13 protein-coding genes are annotated in these 21360 nt (G+C 73.6%); 9 read left to right on the forward strand and 4 right to left on the reverse strand.

Translation table 11 applies throughout. The annotated features are described in order from the left end of the window. Window positions 1–214: 214 nt before the first annotated feature. The 3 genes from xseA (at window position 215) to ACIRRU_RS10425 (ending at window position 2640) form a co-directional block, all read left to right on the forward strand. The gene (xseA, locus tag ACIRRU_RS10415) at window positions 215–1426 is read left to right on the forward strand and encodes an exodeoxyribonuclease VII large subunit (RefSeq protein WP_403678517.1); all 1212 of its coding nucleotides are present in this window, start codon (window positions 215–217) and stop codon (window positions 1424–1426) included. Window positions 1427–1511: 85 nt separating this feature from the next. Beyond that, a complete protein-coding gene (locus ACIRRU_RS10420; RefSeq protein WP_403678519.1) occupies window positions 1512–1784 on the forward strand; it encodes an exodeoxyribonuclease VII small subunit in 273 nt (90 codons plus the stop codon). Between the two features lie 265 nt (window positions 1785–2049). Beyond that, window positions 2050–2640 (forward strand): malonic semialdehyde reductase, encoded by a 591-nt coding sequence (locus ACIRRU_RS10425; protein WP_363202818.1) that lies wholly within the window; start codon window positions 2050–2052, stop codon window positions 2638–2640. A gap of 174 nt (window positions 2641–2814) precedes the next feature. Here ACIRRU_RS10425 and ACIRRU_RS10430 read toward each other — a convergent pair whose 3' ends face one another. Then, the gene (locus ACIRRU_RS10430; RefSeq protein WP_403678521.1) at window positions 2815–3357 is read right to left on the reverse strand and encodes a DUF4245 domain-containing protein; all 543 of its coding nucleotides are present in this window, start codon (window positions 3355–3357) and stop codon (window positions 2815–2817) included. Window positions 3358–3527: 170 nt separating this feature from the next. Here ACIRRU_RS10430 and glpX point away from each other — a divergent pair, with 170 nt between their 5' ends. Beyond that, window positions 3528–4559: a class II fructose-bisphosphatase gene (gene glpX, locus ACIRRU_RS10435; RefSeq protein ID WP_403678523.1), complete on the forward strand. Its 1032-nt coding sequence runs from the start codon at window positions 3528–3530 to the stop codon at window positions 4557–4559. Between the two features lie 192 nt (window positions 4560–4751). On the opposite strand, the gene ACIRRU_RS10440 is transcribed toward glpX, so the two are convergent. Both ACIRRU_RS10440 and ACIRRU_RS10445 read right to left on the reverse strand, forming a co-directional pair. Next, the gene (locus tag ACIRRU_RS10440; protein WP_363202821.1) at window positions 4752–5123 is read right to left on the reverse strand and encodes a WhiB family transcriptional regulator; all 372 of its coding nucleotides are present in this window, start codon (window positions 5121–5123) and stop codon (window positions 4752–4754) included. 172 nt (window positions 5124–5295) lie between these two features. Further along, entirely contained in the window at window positions 5296–5979 is a 684-nt protein-coding gene (locus tag ACIRRU_RS10445; RefSeq protein ID WP_403678525.1) for a DUF1707 domain-containing protein, read from the reverse strand. Window positions 5980–6271: 292 nt separating this feature from the next. Between ACIRRU_RS10445 and ACIRRU_RS10450 the strand changes: the two genes are divergently transcribed. After that, on the forward strand, window positions 6272–7939 hold the full coding sequence (locus ACIRRU_RS10450; RefSeq protein WP_403678527.1) for a fumarate hydratase: 1668 nt from the start codon (window positions 6272–6274) through the stop codon (window positions 7937–7939). Between the two features lie 31 nt (window positions 7940–7970). Here the strand turns inward: ACIRRU_RS10450 and ACIRRU_RS10455 are convergent, their stop codons facing one another. Further along, window positions 7971–8972: a LuxR C-terminal-related transcriptional regulator gene (locus tag ACIRRU_RS10455; RefSeq protein ID WP_403678529.1), complete on the reverse strand. Its 1002-nt coding sequence runs from the start codon at window positions 8970–8972 to the stop codon at window positions 7971–7973. A 220-nt stretch (window positions 8973–9192) separates the two neighbouring features. Here ACIRRU_RS10455 and ACIRRU_RS10460 point away from each other — a divergent pair, with 220 nt between their 5' ends. The 4 genes from ACIRRU_RS10460 to ACIRRU_RS10475 are packed head-to-tail and all read left to right on the forward strand — an operon-like array spanning window position 9193 to window position 21317. Next, complete coding sequence (locus ACIRRU_RS10460; RefSeq protein ID WP_403678742.1) at window positions 9193–10599, forward strand: MFS transporter; 1407 nt, start codon at window positions 9193–9195, stop codon at window positions 10597–10599. Then, a complete protein-coding gene (locus ACIRRU_RS10465; RefSeq protein ID WP_403678530.1) occupies window positions 10544–13969 on the forward strand; it encodes a type I polyketide synthase in 3426 nt (1141 codons plus the stop codon). The genes ACIRRU_RS10460 and ACIRRU_RS10465 overlap by 56 nt, the downstream gene beginning before the upstream one ends. Next, window positions 13966–20019, forward strand: coding sequence for a MupA/Atu3671 family FMN-dependent luciferase-like monooxygenase (locus tag ACIRRU_RS10470; RefSeq protein ID WP_403678532.1), 6054 nt, complete (start codon window positions 13966–13968; stop codon window positions 20017–20019). The genes ACIRRU_RS10465 and ACIRRU_RS10470 overlap by 4 nt, the downstream gene beginning before the upstream one ends. After that, window positions 20016–21317 carry a M18 family aminopeptidase gene (locus ACIRRU_RS10475; protein WP_403678534.1) on the forward strand — a complete coding sequence of 434 codons (1302 nt, stop codon included), beginning with the start codon at window positions 20016–20018 and terminating at the stop codon, window positions 21315–21317. The genes ACIRRU_RS10470 and ACIRRU_RS10475 overlap by 4 nt, the downstream gene beginning before the upstream one ends. Window positions 21318–21360 lie beyond the last annotated feature (43 nt).

Raw genomic sequence — 21360 nt, forward strand, 5'->3', positions numbered from 1 at the left:
GGGCGCGACTCCGTGCCGTACGGGGCGGGGCGCGACTCCGTGCCGTACGGGGCGGGGCGCGACTCCGTGCCGTACGGGGCGGGGCGCGACTCCGTGCCGTACGGGGCGGGGCGCGACTCCGTGTCGTACGGGGCCGTGTGCCTTCCGGATCCGTGCCGTACGAGGCGGGCGCGACGTCCGGGTGTTGTCGGTGGCGGCCGATACGCTCGCCCGTATGGCTCTCAACACGTCCGCGGAAGCGCCGCTGCCCGTCGGTGAGGTGTCACGGCTCATCGGGGGGTGGATCGACCGGCTCGGCGCCATCTGGGTGGAGGGGCAGATCACCCAGCTGTCCCGGCGGCCGGGGGCCGGGGTGGTCTTCCTGACCCTGCGCGACCCGTCCCACGACATCTCGGTCAGCGTGACCTGCTTCCGGCAGGTCTTCGACCGGATCGCCGACGTGGTGAGCGAGGGCGCGCGCGTCGTGGTCCTCGCGAAGCCCGAGTGGTACGCGCCCCGGGGCCAGCTGTCACTGCGGGCCACGGACATACGGCCGGTCGGGATCGGCGAGCTGCTGGTCCGGCTGGAGCAGCTGAAGAAGTCGCTGGCCTCCGAGGGGCTCTTCGCGCTGGACCGCAAGAAGCCGCTCCCCTTCCTCCCGCAGCTGATCGGGCTGGTCTGCGGGCGGGCCTCCGCCGCCGAGCGGGACGTCCTGGAGAACGCCCGTCGCCGCTGGCCCGCCGTGCGCTTCGAGGTCCGCAACACCGCCGTGCAGGGGGTGAACGCGGTCGCCCAGGTGGTGCAGGCGGTCGAGGAGCTGGACGCGCTGCCCGAGGTCGACGTGATCGTCGTGGCCCGGGGCGGCGGCAGCGTGGAGGATCTGCTGCCCTTCTCCGACGAGCAGCTGGTCCGGGCTGTGGCCGCCTGCCGTACGCCGGTGGTCTCCGCGATCGGCCACGAGCCGGACTCCCCGCTGCTGGACCTGGTGGCCGACCTGCGCGCCTCCACGCCCACGGACGCGGCCAAGAAGGTCGTCCCGGACGTGGGCGAGGAGCTGGAGCGCGTGCAGCAGCTGCGGGACCGGGCGCTGCGGACCGTACGAGGGGTGCTGGACCGCGAGGAGCGGGGGCTCACGCACGCGCTGGGCCGCCCGTCGATGGAGCACCCCCAGCGGCTGGTGGACGAGCGCGAGGCGGAGGTGGACGCCCTCGCCGGGCGCGGGCGCCGGGTGCTGGGCCATCTGCTGGACCGGGCCGACTCGGAGCTGGCCCACACCCTCGCCCGGGTCGTCTCGCTGTCCCCGGCCGCCACCCTGGAGCGGGGGTACGCGGTGCTCCAGCGACCCGACGGCCATGTGGTGCGCTCCCCCGAGGAGGCCGGGGCCCCCGGTGAGCCGCTGCGGGCGCGGGTGTCGGAGGGCGAGTTCACGGTCCGGGTGGACGGGTGAGGGCCTCGGGCACGCGGCCCCACGGAGAGCGGGAGCGCAGGAGCGCGGGAACGCACAGGATGAGGACGAATCTAGGGTGGACGGCATGACGACGGACGACGGTGACGGTACGGCGGCGGCTGCCGCGACGGGCACGCTCGGGTACGAGCAGGCGCGGGACGAGCTGATCGAGGTCGTCCGCCGACTGGAGGCGGGCGGCACGACACTGGAGGAGTCGCTGGCCCTCTGGGAGCGGGGCGAGGAGCTGGCCAAGGTCTGCCGCCGCTGGCTGGAGGGCGCCCGCGCCCGCCTCGACGCGGCACTCGCCCGCCCGGAGGCGAGCCCGGACCGGGACCAGGCGGACACGGACACGGAGTAGGCGCGGGGCCCGTACGTGCACCGGGGGGCGGCAGCGAGTACGGGCACGGGGCGGGCCGTTCGGGCCGGGCACGCGGGCGAGTACCGCCACCCGGGGGCCATTCGGGCCGGTCCGGATACGTGCCAGGGAACGGGCGCCCTTTCGCACAAGCCGTTCGACTTGTGGAGTGGATCACTCCGGTCGTGCTTTAGTTGAAAGTTAATCTACTTCTGGCTTACGGTCGACGTATCGCCCGACCCTGCTCCACCCGGAAGGTATGCCCCCCATGTCGCTCGTTCTCGACCCCGCCGCCCAGGACCTCCTCTTCCGCGAGGCCCGCACCGCCAACACCTTCACCGACGAGCCGGTGACCGAGGAGCAGGTCCAGGCGATCTACGACCTGGTCAAGTTCGGCCCGACCGCCTTCAACCAGTCGCCGCTGCGCGTCGTCCTGGTCCGCTCGCCCGAGGCCCGCGAGCGCCTGGTGCGGCACATGTCCGAGGGCAACCAGCCGAAGACCTCGACCGCCCCCCTGGTCGCGATCCTGGCCGCCGACAACGAGTTCCACGAGGAACTCCCGGCGCTGCTCCCGCACTTCCCGCAGGCCAAGGACCTCTTCTTCGCCGAGCGTCCGGTCCGCGAGTCCGCCGCCGGCCTGAACGCCGCGCTCCAGGCCGGCTACTTCATCATCGGTGTCCGGGCCGCCGGTCTGGCCGCGGGCCCGATGACCGGCTTCGACGCCGCGGGCGTCCAGAAGGAGTTCCTGGACGGCGACCACACCCCGCTGATGGTCGTCAACATCGGCAAGCCGGGCGAGGACGCCTGGTTCCCGCGCAGCCCGCGCCTGTCCTTCGACGAGGTCGTCACCACCGTCTGAGCACGCACCGCGCGCCGGTACCGCGAGCGCGCCGCGCGAGCCTGGACCACGAGCGCGGACCGTGAGCGCGCACCGCGAGCCGTCGCACCACCGCGCGCCCCCGGGCCACACGGAAGGGGCCCCGGAACACGATGTGTCCCGGGGCCCCTTCACGTACCTCCGTACGCGTACGGCTCAGGGCGCGGCCTGCGGCTCCGCCTTCAGCGCGGTGACCATCGCGACCAGGCTCTCCTTCGGCGCCGAGCCGGTGACGACGGTGGTGTGCCCCTTCTCCGGCATTACGAGAGCGTCGTACTTGGGGCCCTCCCAGACCTGCCACTCGCGGCCCTCGATCGTCTCGGTGGTCCCGGTGTCCTTGGCCTTGTGGGTGACCTCGGCGACGTAGGTGCGCGTGGGGGCGGTGGACTGCTCGACCGCGACGTACCTGCGGTCCGGGTCGAGGAAGCCGAGGTGCCAGGCCTTGCCCGCGGCGACGTCGTACGACACGGAAGTGGCCTTCCACGGGCCCGGCAGCCCCTCCGGCGCGGCCACCGGGTAGGGGGCGGTGTTGCGCACCGTCGCCAGTTCGACGGAGAAGTCGACGGCCCGGATCGGGTCGGCGTTCTCGTCGTGCGGGATGAAGATGTAGATGACGCCCGCACAGGCGGCGGTCACCACGGTCGACAGGAACATGTTCCTGGCCGTCTGCTTGCCTCGCTTGCTTGCCACGGCATCCATGGTGGCACGCGCCTGCGGACGCCCGGCCGCTGGGTGGGACGAACCCGGCTGCGGCGGAAGAGGCACCACCGTGCGCTCATGCGTGACCCGCCCTGCTCATTTTGTCGACCTACCGATAGAGTCGCAGCACCCTCATATCCGGTCGTCGCCGTACAGAAAGGTGCGCTCCGATGTCCGAGCATCATCTGCCGTCCCAGCTGGAGGTCTCCCCGGAGGCCCCCGACCGCAACCTGGCTCTGGAACTGGTCCGGGTCACCGAGGCCGCCGCCATGGCCGCGGGCCGCTGGGTGGGCCGCGGCGACAAGATCGGCGCCGACGGCGCCGCCGTGAAGGCCATGCGGACCCTCGTCTCGACCGTCTCGATGAACGGCGTGGTCGTCATCGGTGAGGGCGAGAAGGACGAGGCACCCATGCTGTTCAACGGCGAGCGGGTCGGCGACGGCACCGGCGCCGAGGTCGACATCGCCGTCGACCCGATCGACGGCACCACGCTCAACGCCAAGGGCATGCCGAACGCCATCGCCGTACTGGCGGCCGCCGACCGCGGCGCGATGTTCGACCCGTCCGCGGTCTTCTACATGGACAAGCTGGTCACGGGGCCCGAGGCGGCGGACTTCGTCGACATCAACGCCCCGGTGTCGGTGAACATCCGGCGCGTCGCCCGCGCGAAGAACTCCACGCCCGAGGACGTCACCGTCGTCGTCCTCGACCGGCCGCGCCATGACGGCATCGTCAAGGAGATCCGCGAGACGGGCGCGCGGATCAAGTTCATCTCCGACGGCGACGTCGCGGGCTCGATCATGGCGGCCCGCGAGGGCACCGGCGTGGACCTGCTGATGGGCATCGGCGGGACGCCGGAGGGCATCATCTCGGCGTGCGCCATAAAGTGCCTCGGCGGCGTCATCCAGGGCAAGCTCTGGCCCAAGGACGAGGCGGAGCGGCAGAAGGCGCTGGACGCGGGCCACGACCTGGACCGGGTGCTGTCGACCGACGACCTGGTCAGCGGCGACAACGTGTTCTTCGTGGCGACGGGGATCACCGACGGTGAGCTGATGCGCGGTGTGCGGTACCGCGCGGAGACGGCGACCACGGAGTCCATCGTGATGCGGTCGAAGTCCGGCACGATCCGGAGCATCAGCTCGACCCACCGGCTGTCGAAGCTGCGCGCCTACAGCGCCGTCGACTTCGACCGCGCCAAGTAACCGCGGCACGCTGCGGACGGGACGCGGCGGACGGCAGGCGAGCTCCCCCCGGGGCGCGCGAGCCGGGGGCGGACGGATGGGCGGAGACGGAGTGAGGGGGTGCGGGGCGGCGTTCCGCCCCGCACCCCCTCACCCGCGCCTTGTCGCTCCGGCGCGGCGCGGTCCGCGAGCTCCGGTGCGCGGTGCGGTCCGTCAGCCGGCGGCGGCTATGCGCTCGGCCGCCGACGCGGCCGTCAGCTCGATGTCGCGCCGACGCCGCCGGGCCAGTGCCACCCGGCGTTCGGCGGCGGTGAGCCCGCCCCACACCCCGTACGGCTCGGGCTGCATCAGCGCGTGCTCCTGGCACTCGACCATGACGGGACAGCGGGCGCAGACCCGCTTGGCGGACTCCTCGCGGGCCAGCCGGGCGGCGGTGGGCTCCTTCGACGGGGCGAAGAACAGGCCCGCCTCGTCACGGCGGCAGGCCGCGTCCGAATGCCAGGGGCCCGCATCGTCCTCCCGAGCGGGGGTGCGCTGGGCCGGAACGGCGGCGACCTTCAGAGGCTGATGCGGCGGTTGCAGCACGGTCTACTCCTGACGATGGCTACGGCTTCGCGAGCGAGAGACGATGCACCTCTCCCTACCCGCTGCACGTACGCCTATGCACGGAGTGGCACCGGCGGGCGACACAGAGCGATGCGCCCGGCGGCCCGCTGGCCGATTAACGCCGGTTAACGTCGGGCTCCGCGCGCCGCGTTCAGTGACCGAGGTGTTTGCGCAGCCGCCGCTGGAGGTCCGCGACGAACTTGCCCCGCTTCGGCTTCGCCTCCACCGCCCCGAACACGGCATAGCCGTTCACGACGACGACCGGCGCGTCCGGGTCCGGGGATTCGAGCGACTTCACCTCGAAGCCGCCGAACACACCGGTGCCGTTGCCGCGCAGCGAGATGTTCTCGGGGACCCTCACCTCGACGCTGCCGAAGATGGACGTCGCGTTGATGACGGTGAAGCGTTGGCCGAAAAGCGCTTCCGTCAGATCGATCTCGACGCTGCCGAAGAGCGCGAAGGCGTTCGTCCGGCCGCCTACTCGCCAACGCCCCTTGCGGACGGAGCTGCTGAAGACCGCGACGAGGTTGTCCGCGGGCCCTTCCGGGGCCTCGGGGCCGTAGCCGTACGCGCGCGGGCGCTCGCCGGTGGAGCCGGAGGCCGCGGGCAGATCGCGGACCAGGGGCTGGAGTTCGCCGACGGTCTTGGCCCGGTAGACCAGGTCGACCCGCTCCGCGTGCTCGTCCGCCGTCAGTCGGCCCTCGGCCAGCGCCTCCCGCAGGATGTCCGCGATCCGGTCGCGGTCGGCGTCGGAGGCGCGCATGCCGTCACCGGGCGGGGCCGTCGGCGGCGTCGGTGCGGCGGGCTGCTGCTGGGGCTGCTTCTCCAGGTCCACCGCCCCAGGGTACCCAAACGCGATAGATCGCGACTACCCCTTCACCGGCGCGCCCCGACTCACCGGCGCGCCCCGACGGCCCCGACGCCGGAGGGCGGACCGAGACCGGCGGGGCGCGCCGAGGTCCGTCGACCGCCGCGCGCCCGGGTCCCGCGCGGGCCCGTCCTGTCCGGCGCCTGTTCCTTCCAGGTGAGCCTTACCTCACAAGGGCGTCCCGGTGGTGGCGTTCTACCCTGGTTGACGCGCTGCCCGAGGGAGGTCAGCCGAAGTCGCCGAGTGAGGAATGGCCGTCATGGCAGAGTTTGCGTACTCCGATCTGCTCCCCCTGGGAGAGGACACCACGCCCTACCGTCTGGTGACCTCCGAGGGTGTCTCCACCTTCGAGGCCGACGGCCGTACGTTCCTCAAGGTCGAGCCGGAGGCGCTGCGCACGCTCGCCGCCGAGGCGATGCACGACATCTCGCACTACCTGCGCCCGGCCCACCTGGCGCAGCTGCGGCGGATCGTCGACGACCCGGAGGCGTCCTCCAACGACAAGTTCGTCGCCCTGGACCTCCTGAAGAACGCCAACATCGCAGCCGCGGGCGTCCTGCCGATGTGCCAGGACACCGGGACGGCGATCGTCATGGGCAAGCGCGGTCAGCACGTGCTGACCGCGGGAGGCGACGAGGAGGCCCTGTCGCACGGCATCTACGACGCGTACACCAAGCTCAACCTGCGCTACTCGCAGATGGCCCCGCTGACCATGTGGGACGAGAAGAACACCGGTTCCAACCTCCCGGCCCAGATCGAGCTGTACGCCACCGACGGCGGCGCGTACAAGTTCCTGTTCATGGCGAAGGGCGGCGGCTCGGCCAACAAGTCCTTCCTCTACCAGGAGACGAAGGCGGTCCTCAACGAGGCCTCCATGATGACGTTCCTGGAGGAGAAGATCCGTTCGCTCGGCACCGCGGCCTGCCCGCCGTACCACCTGGCGATCGTGGTCGGCGGCACCTCGGCGGAGTTCGCGCTGAAGACCGCCAAGTACGCCTCCGCTCACTACCTGGACGAGCTGCCCGCCGAGGGCTCCCCCACCGGGCACGGTTTCCGGGACAAGGAGTTGGAGGAGAAGGTCTTCGAGCTGACGCAGAAGATCGGGATCGGCGCGCAGTTCGGCGGCAAGTACTTCTGCCACGACGTGCGCGTGGTGCGCCTGCCCCGGCACGGCGCCTCGCTGCCCGTCGCCATCGCGGTCTCCTGCTCGGCCGACCGCCAGGCCACCGCGAAGATCACCGCCGAGGGCGTCTTCCTGGAGCAGCTGGAGAAGGACCCGGCGCGCTTCCTCCCCGACACCACCGACGAGCACCTGGACGAGGCCGGGGACGTCGTGAAGATCGACCTGAACCGGCCGATGGACGAGGTGCTGGCCGAGCTGACCAAGTACCCGGTCAAGACCCGGCTCTCGCTGACCGGCCCGCTGGTCGTGGCGCGCGACATCGCGCACGCCAAGATCAAGGAGCGCCTGGACGCGGGCGAGGAGATGCCGCAGTACCTCAAGGACCACCCGGTCTACTACGCCGGTCCGGCGAAGACGCCCGAGGGCTACGCCTCCGGGTCCTTCGGGCCGACGACGGCGGGCCGGATGGACTCCTACGTCGAGCAGTTCCAGGCGGCGGGCGGCTCGAAGGTGATGCTGGCCAAGGGCAACCGCAGCAAACAGGTCACCGACGCCTGCGACGCCCACGGCGGCTTCTACCTCGGCTCGATCGGCGGCCCGGCGGCCCGCCTCGCACAGGACTGCATCAAGAAGGTCGAGGTCGTCGAGTACGAGGAGCTCGGCATGGAGGCGGTGTGGCGGATCGAGGTCGAGGACTTCCCCGCGTTCGTCGTCGTCGACGACAAGGGCAACGACTTCTTCACCGAGCCCGCCCCGGCGCCGACGTTCACCAGCATCCCGGTGCGGGGTCCGGGTCTCGCCTGACCCCGGCACCCCTCTCCGCGCGGTACCGCCCTCAGTCGTCCAGCAGCCCCGACGTCGCGACCAGATAGCCCAGTTGGGCCCTGCTGGTGCTGCCCAGCTGCTCGGAGATCCTCCGCATGTGCTCGGCCACGCTGCGGCGGCTCAGGCCGATGCGGCGGCCGATCGCGGCGTCCGTCTCGCCGCTCACCACGGCCTGGAGGATGGCCCGTTGGAGGTCGGAGACGACCACCGGGGTACGCAGCGGGGCGCGTTCGGGGCGGACCGGGACCGCGCGCGCCCACGCCTCGTCGAAGTGCCGTACCAGGAAGCGGACCAGGGACGGATGCCGGACGCGCAGCGCGCTGTACGGATCGTCGGAGAAGGGGACGAAGGCGAGGTCCTGGTCGAAGACGAGGAACCGGTCGACGACCTCGGGCAGCGTCCTGATCTCGGCGCCCTCGGCGGTGACCTGGTCGATGTAGTCGAGCGTGGCACGGTCCGAGCGGACGGTGTGCTGGTAGAGGGTCCGCTGCCGGATACCCCGGCGCAGGTTGCCCAGGTCGCGCGGGAGGGACTCCTCCAGGGCGTGGGCCGGGCGGCCGCCGCCGGGGTGGGCGGTGCGGACCTCGGTACGGCAGCCGCTGACGCCGGCGTCCAGCGCCCTGCTGATGACGGCCGTCCCGGAGAGCCGGGTGAGGGCGGGGCTCTCCTGGCGCCGCACGTCGGCGTACAGACCCTCGAAGGCGGCGAGGGTGGCGCGGGCGGAGCGCAGGGTGCGGTGCTGCTCGGCGATCACTTCCTCGATCGGGGCGAGCGCGGCGAAGGACGCCGTCTCCGGGGGTACGGGAACGAGACGGCCGGGAGCCTCCCGGTCGGGCACCAGGAGATGCAGGGCGCGCAGACAGGACGGAACCGCCCCGGCCGGAAGGCTGCCCTCCGTCAGCGCACGCCGATAGGTCGCGAGCGCCGCCTCGCAGGGTTTTTCCGGTATGGACCGGTCCGATGGCGATTCACGGCAATCACAGCGTGGTGAGAGGGAATGATCGTCCTTCACAAGAGTGCAGATTACCTTTGTGCAATCGGGAGGACGAAGCCGAACGCCGGTCTTCGATGAGGATGTGCGGGTGACATCTCGAATCGGCGGCACGGACGGACCGACGGCGGACGGAACGGGCGGTGACGCCCCGGACACCCAGGACACCGCGGTCGCCGAGCGGCGTTTCCGATTTCTCGTGGGCGGCTATGCGCTGTCCTCGTACGGCACGTTCCTGAATATGGTGGCGCTCAATCTCTTCGTCTACGAGACGACGGGCCGGGCGCTGGCCATGGGGCTGTTCATGGCGGTGCGGCTCGCCTCCGGTTTCGTCGCCGGACTGATCGTCGGGGGCCTGCTCGTCCGGTTCACCGCGAAAAGCATCATGCTGTGGGCGAATGTCGGCCAGGGCGGCGTGATGCTGCTGTTGATCCTCTCCCCCGACCATCTGCTGACCGGGGCGCTGATGGCCGTGTCGGTGGTGATCGGGGCGTGCGGGACGCTGTTCATGGTGGCGCTGCGCAGTTCGATCCCGGAGATGGTCGGCGAGGACCGCCGGGCCTGGGCCAACTCCCTGTCGATCACCGGCCGTTCGCTGGCGATGGTGGCGGGGTTCGCCTCGGCGGGCGTGGTGGTGTCCCTCGTCGGGTACACCGCGGCGTTCCTGATCGACATGGCGACCTTCGTGGCCTGCGCGGTCACGGTGGCGGTGCTGCCGATCGCGGGCGGCAAGGGGTCGGGCTCCACACCGGAGGCCACGGGCGCGGCCGCACCCGCCCGGGACGCCGGGCAGGACGGGCAGGAAGGGCGGGACGGGCAGGACGGGAACAGCGGCGGGCAGGACGGGAACAGCGGGAAGGTCGAGGCGAAGGACGGGGAGAGGAGCGGGGCGGGGAGGAAGCGGTGGACGCCCGTGGCGTTCCTCGCGCTCGCCGCCGCGCCCGGTCTGAGCCTGATGGTGGCGCTGCGCGGGGTGGACGCGTTCGGCTCGTCCTCGCACAACGCGGCACTGCCGATCTACTCGACCACTCTGGACTCCGCGAACCCGGCCGTGTTCGTCAGCGCCTTCTGGTGTGTGTGGGCGCTCGGCAACATCGGGGCGCAGCAGGTGATCCAGCGGTACACGCAGCGCACCGGGCGGACGGTGGGTCCGCTCGGTTTCGGTTACGGCACGGTGGTGATGTCGGCCGCCTTCATCGCGGCGTTCGCCGGACTCCCCCTCGCGGTGACGGCGGTGATCGCGCTGATCGCGGGGGCCGCGGACGGGCTGACCGAGGTCTCGTACACCTCGCACCTACAGACACTTCCGGCCACCTTGCGCGGCCACGCCTTCGGTCTTTCGGCCACTTTCGAGAACCTCGGTTTCGGCGTCGGCATGATCCTGGTGGCGGCGGCCCTGGACCGGTTCTCCCCGCTGGCCGTCGTGGGCTGGTCCCACGGCGCCGCCATCGTCGTCGCCGTCGTGTTCCTGGTGCGGGTGGCCGGGGTACGGCGGGCGGAGCACGGGGGGCGTACGGAGCAGGAGGGGCCCACGAAGCGCGAGGGGCCTGAGGGACGTGCGGGGCGTGCGGTGCTGCGAAAGGAAGAGGCAGTTGAGGGACGACCGGATCGCGGTGATCGGGACGGCGCTGAGGTTCCCCGGGGCTGACAGCCCCGAGGCCTACTGGCGCGACATCCGGGCGGGGGTCAGCCGGGTACGGCGGTTCACCGGGGCCGAGTTCGCGGCGGCCGGGGTCCCGGCCTCGGAGTACGAGCAGCCGGGGTACGGCGGGGCGAGCGCCCTGCTGGCGGACGTGGACGGCTTCGACGCCGGGTTCTTCGGGATGAGCGGCCGGGAGGCCGACCTCACCGACCCGCAGCAGCGCCTGTTCCTGGAGTGCTGCTTCCACGCCCTGGAGGACGGCGGCTACGCGGGCGGGGCCGGCAGGAGCGCCGACGGCCCCGCGGGTAGCCGCGACGGGCGCGGCGGGGACCACGCGGGCGGGCGCGAGGGCGGTCGTCCGGGCCGGGGCAGCTCCGGGGGCGGCATGCGGATCGGGGTGTACGGCAGCTCCGGGTACCGCCTGTACTCGCTGCACAGCTATCTCGCGACGCACCTCGCGGACGAGGCGGGATCGGGCGACTGGATGACCGCCAAACAGGTCCAGGTCGGCAACTACACGGATTTCACCGCCACCCGGGCCGCCTTCCGGCTCGGGCTGACCGGGCCCGCGCTCACCGTGTCGACGGCCTGCTCCAGCGCGCTGGTCTCGGTGCATCTGGCCTGCCAGGCGCTGCGCGCGGGGGACGCGGACCTGATGCTGGTGGGCTCGGCGGCCCTGCATCTGCCGCAGGTCAGCGGCCATGTGCCGGTGAAGGGGTCCACCCTCTCCCCCACCGGCACGGTCCGGGCCTTCGACGCGTCCGCGGACGGCACGGTCGGGGGCAACGGGGCCGCCGCCGTCCTGCTGAAGCCGCTGGAGCGGGCGCTGGCGGACGGCGACACCGTGCACGCCGTGATCCTGGGCTCGGCGGTCACCAACGACGGTGCGGACAAAGGGGGGTTCGCGGCCCCCGGGATCGCCGGGCAGCGGGACGCGGTGCTCGGGGCGCTGCGCGCGGCGGACGTGGACGCGGCGTCGATCGGGTATGTGGAGGCGCACGGCACCGGCACGCTCAAGGGCGACCCGATCGAGTTCGCCGCCCTGACGGAGGCGTTCCGCCGCCACACGGACCGGACCGGCTTCTGCGCGCTGGGCTCGACGAAGCCCGCCATCGGCCATCTGGACAGCGCGGCGGGGCTGGCGGGGCTGATCAAGGCCGTGGAGGTGCTGCGGCACGGGGTGGTCCCGCCGCTGGTCAACTTCTCCCGGCCCAATCCGGCGCTCCCGGTGGCGGACAGCCCGTTCGTCCTGCCCGTACGGGAGTCGCCCTGGCCGCTGGCGGGCGTGCGGCGGGCCGGGGTGCACGCGATCGGTATGGGCGGCACGAACGCCCACGTGATCCTGGAGCAGGCCCCCGCGCCGCTGCCCGCCCCCGCCGCCGCGCCGCTGCCCGCCCCCGCGCTGCTGCCGCTCTCGGCGGCGGACGGAGAGACGCTCCGGGCGTGCGCCGCCGCGCTGCGGGACCGGCTCAGGGACGGCGAGGCCCCCGCCCCCGCCGATCTGCTGACCACCACCGCGCTCGGGCGGCGGCTCCTGCCGCACCGGCTGGTCGTGACGACGGCCGACCCGGTGGCGGGCCTGGAGGCGTTCCTGTCCGGGACGGCGACGGATGAGGCGCACCCGATCGGGACGCCGACGGGCGAGGCGCACACGACCGGGACGCCCACGGGCGAACCGCGCACCACCGGGACACCGGCGGGCGAGGCGTACACGACCGGGGTCGCGGACGGTGTACGGCAGCCGGTGTTCCTGTTCAGCGGCCAGGGCGGCGGCCACCCGGGCATGGGCGCCGCGCTCGCCGCCCGCTTCCCGGTCGTGGCCCGGACGCTGGAGTCCTGCGCCCGGGTGTACGCGCAGGAGACCGGCCGGGACGACTTCCTGGACCGGGTCGTCGGCGGGCAGGGGCCCGCGCGCTGGGACACCGCGTTCGCGCAGCCCGCCCTGTTCGCCCTCCAACTCGCCCAGGCCCGGCTGTGGGAGCGGCTCGGGCTCACCCCGGAGCGGGTCGCCGGGCACAGCGTCGGCGTCTACGCGGCGCTCTGCGTGGCCGGGGCGCTGGACGCCGACGACGCGATGCGGCTGCTCTGCGCGCGCGGGCGGCTGATGCAGGAGCGGACGGCTCCGGGCGCGATGGTCGCCGCGTTCGTGGGCCGGTCCCGGGTGCGCCAACTGCTGGCCGCCGTCCCCGGTGTGGAGCTGGCCGTGGTCAACGGGGCGCGCCACCATGTGCTGGGCGGGAGGCCGGAGGCGGTGGGCGCGGTGCGGGGGATGCTGGCGGCGCGGGGGGAGCCGTTCGAGGTGCTGGCGGTGGACCGGGCGTTCCACACGGCGCTGCTCGACCCGGTGCTGGAGGAGTTCGGACTGCTCGCCGAGAAGACGGAACTCGGCCCTGTGCGAGTGAATTTCGTCGACGCGATCGACGGTACGGCGCGCCCGGCCGGGTGGCGGCCGGACGCCGCGTACCTGGTCGCGCAGGCCCGCCGTACGGCCGACTTCGCCGCCGTCCTGGAGCAGCTGGGCGGGGCCTCGCCCGAGGGGGCCCTGCTGCTGGAGCTGGGGCCCTCGGACGTGCTGACCGGGCTGGTGCGGCGGGCGCTGCCGGACGCGCTCTGCGTACCGGCCCGTGACGAGGAGCGGGCGGTGGCCGCGCTGCACTGCGCCGGGGCCCCGGTGGACTGGGCCGCCCTGCTCGCCGGGTGCGGCGGCAGGCGCGTCCGGCTGCCCCCGTACCCCTTCCGCCGCCGCTCCCACTGGAGTGGCCCGGTCCCCTACGTACCGCTCGCCCGGCCCACGGAGCCGCCCGGCCCGTCCGGCGCGACCTCTCTCCCATCCGCACGCACCACGGAGGACCGCATGACCGAACAGGCCGCACCGGACGATGTGCTGGACAGGGTGCTGGAGCTGACCGCGCGTCACCTCGGCCAGCGGCCGGGCGAGGTCGGCGCGGACCGCACCTTCGTCGGGATGGGCGCGGACTCGCTTCAGCTCATCGGGATGGTGCGGCAGTTGGAGGGTGAGTTCGGCACGGAGATCAGCATGCGGGAGATCCTGGAGGAGGCGGGCACCCCCCGGCTGACGGCCGCCTTGATAGCGGGACGGCGAACCTCCGGAGAGCCGCCGACGCCGACGGAACCGGTGGGGTCGTCCCCCGCCCCCTCCTCCGTCGCGCCCGTGCCCTCGCCCGCCTTCGCGCCCTCCCCCGTCGCCACGGCCTCCCCGGCCGAACCGGTGTACGCGACCCGGGCCGAGGTCGCCGCTCTCGGGGAGCAGATACGTCAACTGGCCGAGACCCAGGCCGCGATGATCACCCAGCTCTCCGACGCGGTCGCCCTGCTGACCGGCTCGGCGAACGGCACGCGGGCGGACGCCCGATGAGTACGACGACGAACGCGTCCGCCGAGGCGGTGGCTCGCGCGGCGGAACTCTCCCGGGGCCTCACCGCCCGGCTCGCCGCAGCCCGCGGTGGCACACACGGCGAGGCCAGCGGTGACGCGCACGGCGAGGTCCGGGCCGCGCACCGCGGCGAGGTCCGGGCGGACACCGCAGGATCCGGGGCCGCCTCGCCCGCCCGCGCCGTGACGGCGTCGCCCGCCCGCCCTGTGACGGCGTCACCCGTCAGCCCCGCCAGAACCTTCAGCCCCACCGGAACCGTCAGCCCCGCCGGAACCGCCGGGCCCTCGGATGCCTCGCCGGTCGTCCCGCATGGCCCCCGGCTCGTCGTCGACGTGGCGGGCGGGATGGCCGGGGCGGGTGCCGACGCGGCGCAGCGCGCGCACACCGCGTCGTTGATCCGCCGGTTCACCGAGCGCACCCGCACCTCCAAGGAGCTGGCCCAGAAGCACCGTTCGGTGCTGGCGGACAGCCGGGCGGTCGTCGGGTTCCGGGACGCGACCAAGGAGATGCTGTACCCGGTCGCGGCCCGCTCGGCGCGGGGCTCCCGCCTCACCGACGTGGACGGCAACGAGTACACCGACATCACCATGGGGTTCGGCGCGCTGCTGCTGGGCCACGAGGCGGGGCCGGTCACCGACGCCGTGGGCCGCCACCTCGCCGACGGGCTGCGCTTCGGGCCGCGCTCCCCCGACACCGGGGAGACCGCGGCCCTGCTCGCCGCGCTGACCGGCATGGAGCGGGTGGCCTTCGCCTCCTCGGGTACGGAGGCGAACTCGGCGGCCGTGCGGCTCGCCCGCGCCGCGACCGGGCGCGACAAGGTCGTCATGTTCCGGGGCTCGTACCACGGGCACATCGACTCCGTGCTGGGCCGGCCCGGCCGTCCCGGGCAGCACGCGGTGCCCGTGTCCCGGGGCATCCCGGACAGCGCGGTGGCGGAGCTGATCGTGCTGGAGTACGGGGAGCGGGAGTCCCTGGAGACGATCGAGGCCCTGGGCGACAGCGTCGCGGCCGTGCTCGTGGAGCCCGTGCAGTGCCGCAACCCGGGCCTGCGACCGGTGGAGTTCGTCCGCGCTCTGCGCGAACTCACCGCCCGCCGGGGCATCGTGCTGCTCTTCGACGAGATGCTGACCGGGCTGCGCCCCCATCAGCGCGGCGCCCAGGACCACTTCGGCGTGGTGCCCGACCTCGCCACGTACGGCAAGGCGCTCGGCGGCGGCTTCCCGATCGGGGCGATCGCCGGGCGCGCGGACCTGCTCGACGGCGTCGACGGCGGCTTCTGGCGGTACGGGGATGCCAGCAGACCCCCGAGGGAGACCACGTTCTTCGGCGGGACGTACATGCAGCACCCGCTGTCCATGGCGGCGGCGCGCGCGGTGCTCACCCACCTCACCGAGGAGGGCCCGGGTCTCCAGGAGCGGCTGAACACCCGCACGCAGCGGCTGGCCGACCGGCTCAACGCCTTCTTCCGGGACGAGGAGTTCCCGGTGGAGCTGGCGCACTTCGGGTCGATGTTCCGATTCACGCACCGCGCGGACCTGGAGTTGCTCTACCACCACCTGCAACTGCGCGGCGTGTACGTGTGGGAGTGGCGCAGCTTCTACCTGTCCACCGCGCACACGGAGGAGGACGTGAACCGGGTGGCGGAGGCGGTGGAGGGTTCGCTGCGCGAACTGCGCGCGGGCGGGTTCTTCCCCCGACCCCGGTCCCCCCGTCCCGCGCCCGCCACCGCCCGGCCTCAGCCACCGCGCCCGGCACCGGACTTCGGCGTCTACTTCTTCGGGGACTACCCGCAGAGCGCCGCCCCCGGTACGCCGGAAGGATCCGGGTCCAGTACGGCGGAAGGATCCGGTACGCCGGAGGGGTCCAGGTCCGGGTCCAGGTCCGGGTCCGCGTCCGGTACGCCGGAGGCGTACGACACCGTCTTCGCGACCGCGCGCTTCGCCGACGAGCGCGGCTTCTCCTCCGTCTGGCTGCCCGAGCGGCACTTCGACTCCTTCGGCGGGATCTTCCCCAACCCGTCCGTGCTCGCCGCCGCGCTGGCCCGGGAGACGGAACGCGTCCGGATCAACGCCGGTTCGGTGGTGCTGCCGCTGCACGACCCGCTGCGGATCGCGGAGGAGTGGTCGGTCGTCGACAACCTCTCCGGCGGCCGGGTCGGCATCGGCTGCGCCACCGGCTGGCACGCCCGGGACTTCGTGCTGCACCCGGACCGGTTCGCCGACCGGCGCGCCATCGCCTTCGACCACCTGGAGGAGGTGCGGCGGCTGTGGCGCGGCGAGGCGGTGCGGCGGCCGACCGGCGAGGGCGCGGAGGCCGAGATCCGCGTCCGGCCCCGCCCGGTGCAGGAGGAGCCGCCGTTCTTCCTCGCCACCTCCGGACAGCACGCCTCGTACGAGGACGCGGCGCGGCGCGGTCTCGGGGTCGTCACCAACCTGATGAGCCAGAGCGTGGACGAGCTGGCCGCGAACATCGCCCACTACCGGACCACCCGGGCGGCCTGCGGCCTCGACCCGGACGCCGGGCGGGTGACGGTGCTGGTCCACACCTACCTGGGGGACGACCACGCCACGGCGCGGGCCGAGGCGCTGGAGCCGATGGTGCGGTATCTGCGCTCCTCGCTGATGATGCGGTCGGCGGCGACCGCGCTGGGCCGTGGGCGCGAGGACGTGGCGGCGGCGAGCGAGGAGGATCTGGACTACCTGTTCCGCAGGGCGTACGACCGCTACTGCGACCAGCGGGCGCTGATCGGTACGCCGGACAGCGTCGCCCCGTTCGTGGCCGCGCTGCGCGAGGCCGGGGTGGACGAGATCGCCGCCCTCGTGGACTTCGGGGTGGACCGGGAGCGGCTGCGGTCGGGCCTGGAGCACCTGGACGTACTGCGCCGCCGGACCAAGGAGCGCGCGGAGTCCGCGGAGCCCCGGGAGACCACGGAGCCCACGGAGCCCAGGGAGACCAGCAAGGAGCGCGCGGAGCCCAGGGAGACCGCCAAGGAGCACCGGGACACCGTGGTGGAAAGGGTCGCGCCCGCGACCTCGGCGCAGCGGCGACTGTGGCTGGCCGCGCGGCTGATGGCCAACCCGGCGGCGTACAACGAGACGCAGGCCGTACGGCTGCGGGGGCCGCTGGACCTCGCGGCGCTGCGGACGGCGGTGGACGGGCTGGTCGAGCGGCACGCGGGGCTGCGGACGGTGTTCCGGCCGGAGGACGGGGCCGGGGAGAGCGGGCCCGTGGACGGCCGGGCCCGGGAGAACGGGAGCCGCGACGGCGCGGGCCGCGTGCCCCCGGGCGGTGCCGGGCGCGGCGGGGCGGGGGTCGTCCAGGTCGTGCGGGACGGGCTGCGCATCCCGCTGGCGGTGACCGACGCCCGGGGGCAGGACGCCGGGGAGGCGATCGGCACGCTGCTCGCCGAGGAGAGCGCCCGCGCCTACGACCTGGCCGAGGGGCCGCTGTTCACGCCCCGGCTGCTGCGGCTGGCCGACGACGACCACGTCCTGGTCCTCGGGCTGCACCACATCGTCACCGACGGGCACTCCGCGTCCCTGATCGCCGCCGGTCTCCAGGAGTTGTACACCGCGGCCCACGCCGGACGCCCGCCGGTCTTCGAGCGGCCCGCGGGCACCACCCTCGGGGCCGCCGAACCGCCCCACGACCCGGCCGACCTGGCGTGGTGGCGTACGCACCTGGGCGAGAAACCCCCCGTCCTCGTGCTGCCGACGGACCGGCCGCGCGGCCGACGGGTGGCCGGGCGCGGCGCGGCGGCCGCGCGGACCGTGGAGCGGGAGCGGGCGGACCGGCTGCGGGAGTGGAGCGGGCGGCAGGGCGTGACCCTGTTCGCCACCCTGTGCACGGCCTGGCACCGGGTGCTGCGACGCCGTGCGGGGCAGGACGCGTTCCTGCTCGGGACGACGTTCGGGCGGCGGCGGCCGGAGACGGCGGACACGGTCGGCTTCCACGTGGCGCTGCTCCCGCTGCGGCTGACCGCCACGGACACCACCCCGCTGCCGGAGGCCGTGCGCGCGACGGGCCGGGCGCTGTTCGAGGCGGAGGCCCACAGCGGGGTGGACCTGGACGCGCTGCTCTCCGCCGTCCACCCGGCCCCCGGGAACCCGCGCCCGCTGGTGACGGTTTCGGTCGATCTGGACCGGTCGGAGCTGGCCGGAATCGATCTGCCGGGGCTGCGCGCGGAGGCGGTGGCGGCAGGTACGGAGTCGGCGCCGCTGGAGCTGGCGCTGATGGTCACCCGGGTGCCGGACGGAAGCCTGCGGCTCAGGCTGCGCTACGACGCGGATCTGTTCGACGCGGGGACGGCAAAGGCGTATCTCGCCGAGCTGGACAGGCAGTTGGACGCGGTGACGGCGGCCCCGGGGACCGACGCGCCCGTACCCGCCGACGCGTCCGGCCCCGCTGCCCTGCTCCGCGAGGTCTGGGAGTCCGTGCTCGACGTGCGCGGCTTCGCCGACGACAGCAACTTCTTCGACCTGGGGGGCAACTCCATCGCCGCGATCCGCCTGGTGAACCGGGTCCGGGACACCCTCGGCGCCGACTACCCGCTGGCGGACTTCTTCGCCGAGGCCACCCTGCGGGCCATGACCCGTCAACTGGCGGGAACCGCCGAACCGGTGGGCCCCGCCGAGGAGGCCGTGGCCGACCGGGCCCCGGTCAGCGACCAGCAGGCCCGGATGATCGCCGGGCACCACGCCGCGCCCGACCCCGCGGTGTGGAACATCCCGACGCGGATCACGTTCACCGGGGCGCTCGACCCGGCGGCCCTGCGGTCCGCCGTGTCGGAGGTGATCGCCCGGCACGACGCGCTGCGCACCCGGTTCACGCAGGAGGACGCGCCGGACGGGCCCTGGTGGCAGGAGGTGGTGGCGGCCGGTCCGGTGGCGCTGCCGGTGGAGGACCTGAGGGCGCTGCCCGCCGGTGAGCGCCGCCCCCGGGCGGACGCCCTGTGCCGGGCGGACGCGGCGGGCCCCTTCGAGCTGGGGCGGCCGCTGCGGCCCAGGCTCCGGCTGCTGCGGGTCGAGGAGGACCGCTGGGAGCTGATGTTCGTCCTGCACCACATCTGCGTCGACGGCTGGTCGCTGTCCCTGCTGCTGGCGGAGATCGCCGCGCTGTACCCGGCCGCCGCAGCGGGCGTCCCGCACACGCTGCCCGCCCCGGACCTCCAGGCACCGGCCTACGCGCGGTGGCAGCGGGAGAACCACGATCCGGCGGTCGAGAAGGAGCGGGCCGCGTTCTGCGCCCGCTACCTGGACGGGGTGCCGGCCGCCGCTCCCGTCCCCACCGACCGGCCGCGCCCGCAGAAGCTGAGCGGGCAGGGGGACACCGTGCGCGGGGAGGTCTCCGGTGCGGTGCGAGCCGCCGTGGAGCGGCTGGCGGCCGACCGGGGCACCACCCCGTTCGCGATCGCGGCGGCCGCTCTCGGGGTGTTCCTGACCCGGCTGTCCGGGGAGCCGGACACCCTGCTCGGCGTGCCGTACGCCAACCGTGAGGGCACCGCGTCGGAGTCGCTCGTCGCGATGACGTCCACCGCGGTGATGGTCCGCGTACGGCTGGATTCAGCCAATCTTGACGAGAGCTGCGGGGACCTGGCGGTCCGCACGGGCGAGGGGGCGCTGGGCGCCATGGCGCACGTGCTGCCCACCGCGCTCATCATGCAGGCGATGCGGGACGCGGGCGCGGTCAGCGTCCCCGACCGGGTGCCGCACGTCCTGGCCTTCCAGAACTCCGTGGACACCGACATCGAGATTCCCGGGCTCCGGGTCGAGGTGGCCGATCTGGCACCACCGCTTTCCCGCAGTGAGCTGTGCTTCGGACTTGCGCCGCGCCGGGACGCCACCAAGGGTTATGGAACGTTCCTGGAATTCTCCACCGACCTGTGGGACCACGAGACCGCCCACACGCTCCTCTCCTCGTACACCTCCCTGCTCGGGGAGTTCTGCGCCCGGCCCGACCGGCCGGTGCGGGAGCTCCTCGCCCATCCCCCCTCGCAGTCACTGCGCAACACCGGAAAGGCGGACACCGTATGACTCCGGCCCCCCACCGCAGCCACACCGACGACCTGCTCTCCTTCATCGCCGCCAGCCCCTCCCCCTACCACGTGGTGGCGAGCGCGGCCGAGCGCCTGGAGAAGGCCGGATTCAGGGAGCTGCGCGGAACGGACGACTGGACCGGGGCGACGGGCGGCTGCTTCGTCAGCCGCGCCGGTGCGCTGATCGCCTGGTACGTCCCCGAGGGCGCGCCCGCCCACACCCCGTTCCGGATCGTCGGCACCCACACCGACTCCCCGAACCTTCGGGTCAAACCAGCACCGGACAGCGGGGGTTCGGGCTGGCGGCAGATCGGCGTGGAGATCTACGGCGGGGTCCCGCTGAACACCTGGCTGGACCGGGACCTGGGGGTCTCCGGCCGGCTCGCGCTGCGCGGCTCCGGCGGTGTGCCGCGCGGCCGGCTGGTGCAGATCGACGAACCCCTGCTGCGGGTACCGCAGTTGGCGATCCACCTGGACCGGTCGGTCAACGACGGTCTGGCCCTGGACCGGCAGCGGCACCTCGCCCCGGTCTGGGCGCTGGGCGACCCGCGCGAGGGCGAGCTGCTGCGCCGGGTCGCAGCCTCGGTCGACGAGGACCCGGCGGACGTGCTCGGCTGGGACCTGATGCTGCACGACGTCCAGCCGCCCGGATACCTGGGCCTGGACCGGGAGTTCGTGGTCGCGTCCCGGCTGGACAACCAGGTCTCGGTGCACGCCGGGGTGACCGCGCTGGTCGACGCGGCGACGGGAGCCTCCCAGCCCTCGTACGTGCCGGTGCTGGCCGCGTTCGACCACGAGGAGGTCGGCAGCGGTTCCGAGACCGGGGCCCAGAGCCCGCTGCTGGAGCGCACCCTGTCGCGTTCGGTGACGGCGCGCGGCGGCGGCGAGGAGGACTGGTCGCGGGCGCTGTCGGGCACGTTCTGCGTCTCCGCCGACATGGCGCACGCCGTGCACCCCAACTACCCGGAGCGGCACGACCCCGACCACCGTCCGCTGCCCAACAGCGGCCCCGCCGTGAAGGTGAACGTCAACCAGCGGTACGCCTCGGACTCCACGGGCATCGCGACGTTCGCGGCCGCGTGCGAGCGGGCCGGGGCGCCCTGGCAGCCGTTCGTCTCCAACAACGCGATGCCCTGCGGCACGTCGATCGGGCCGATCACCGCGGCGCGCCTCGGGGTCACCACGGTGGACGTGGGGGTGCCGGGGCTCTCCATGCACTCGGCGCGCGAGATGTGCGGGGTGCGCGACCCGGGCTATCTCTCGGCGGTCCTCACCACGATCATGGTCGGGGACTGATCGCTCCGGGCCCGGCCCGGCCCGCGCAGTCCACCGGGCTCGA

This window comes from Streptomyces sp. NPDC101181, from assembly GCF_044767975.1.
Taxonomy (GTDB): Bacteria; Actinomycetota; Actinomycetes; order Streptomycetales; family Streptomycetaceae; genus Streptomyces.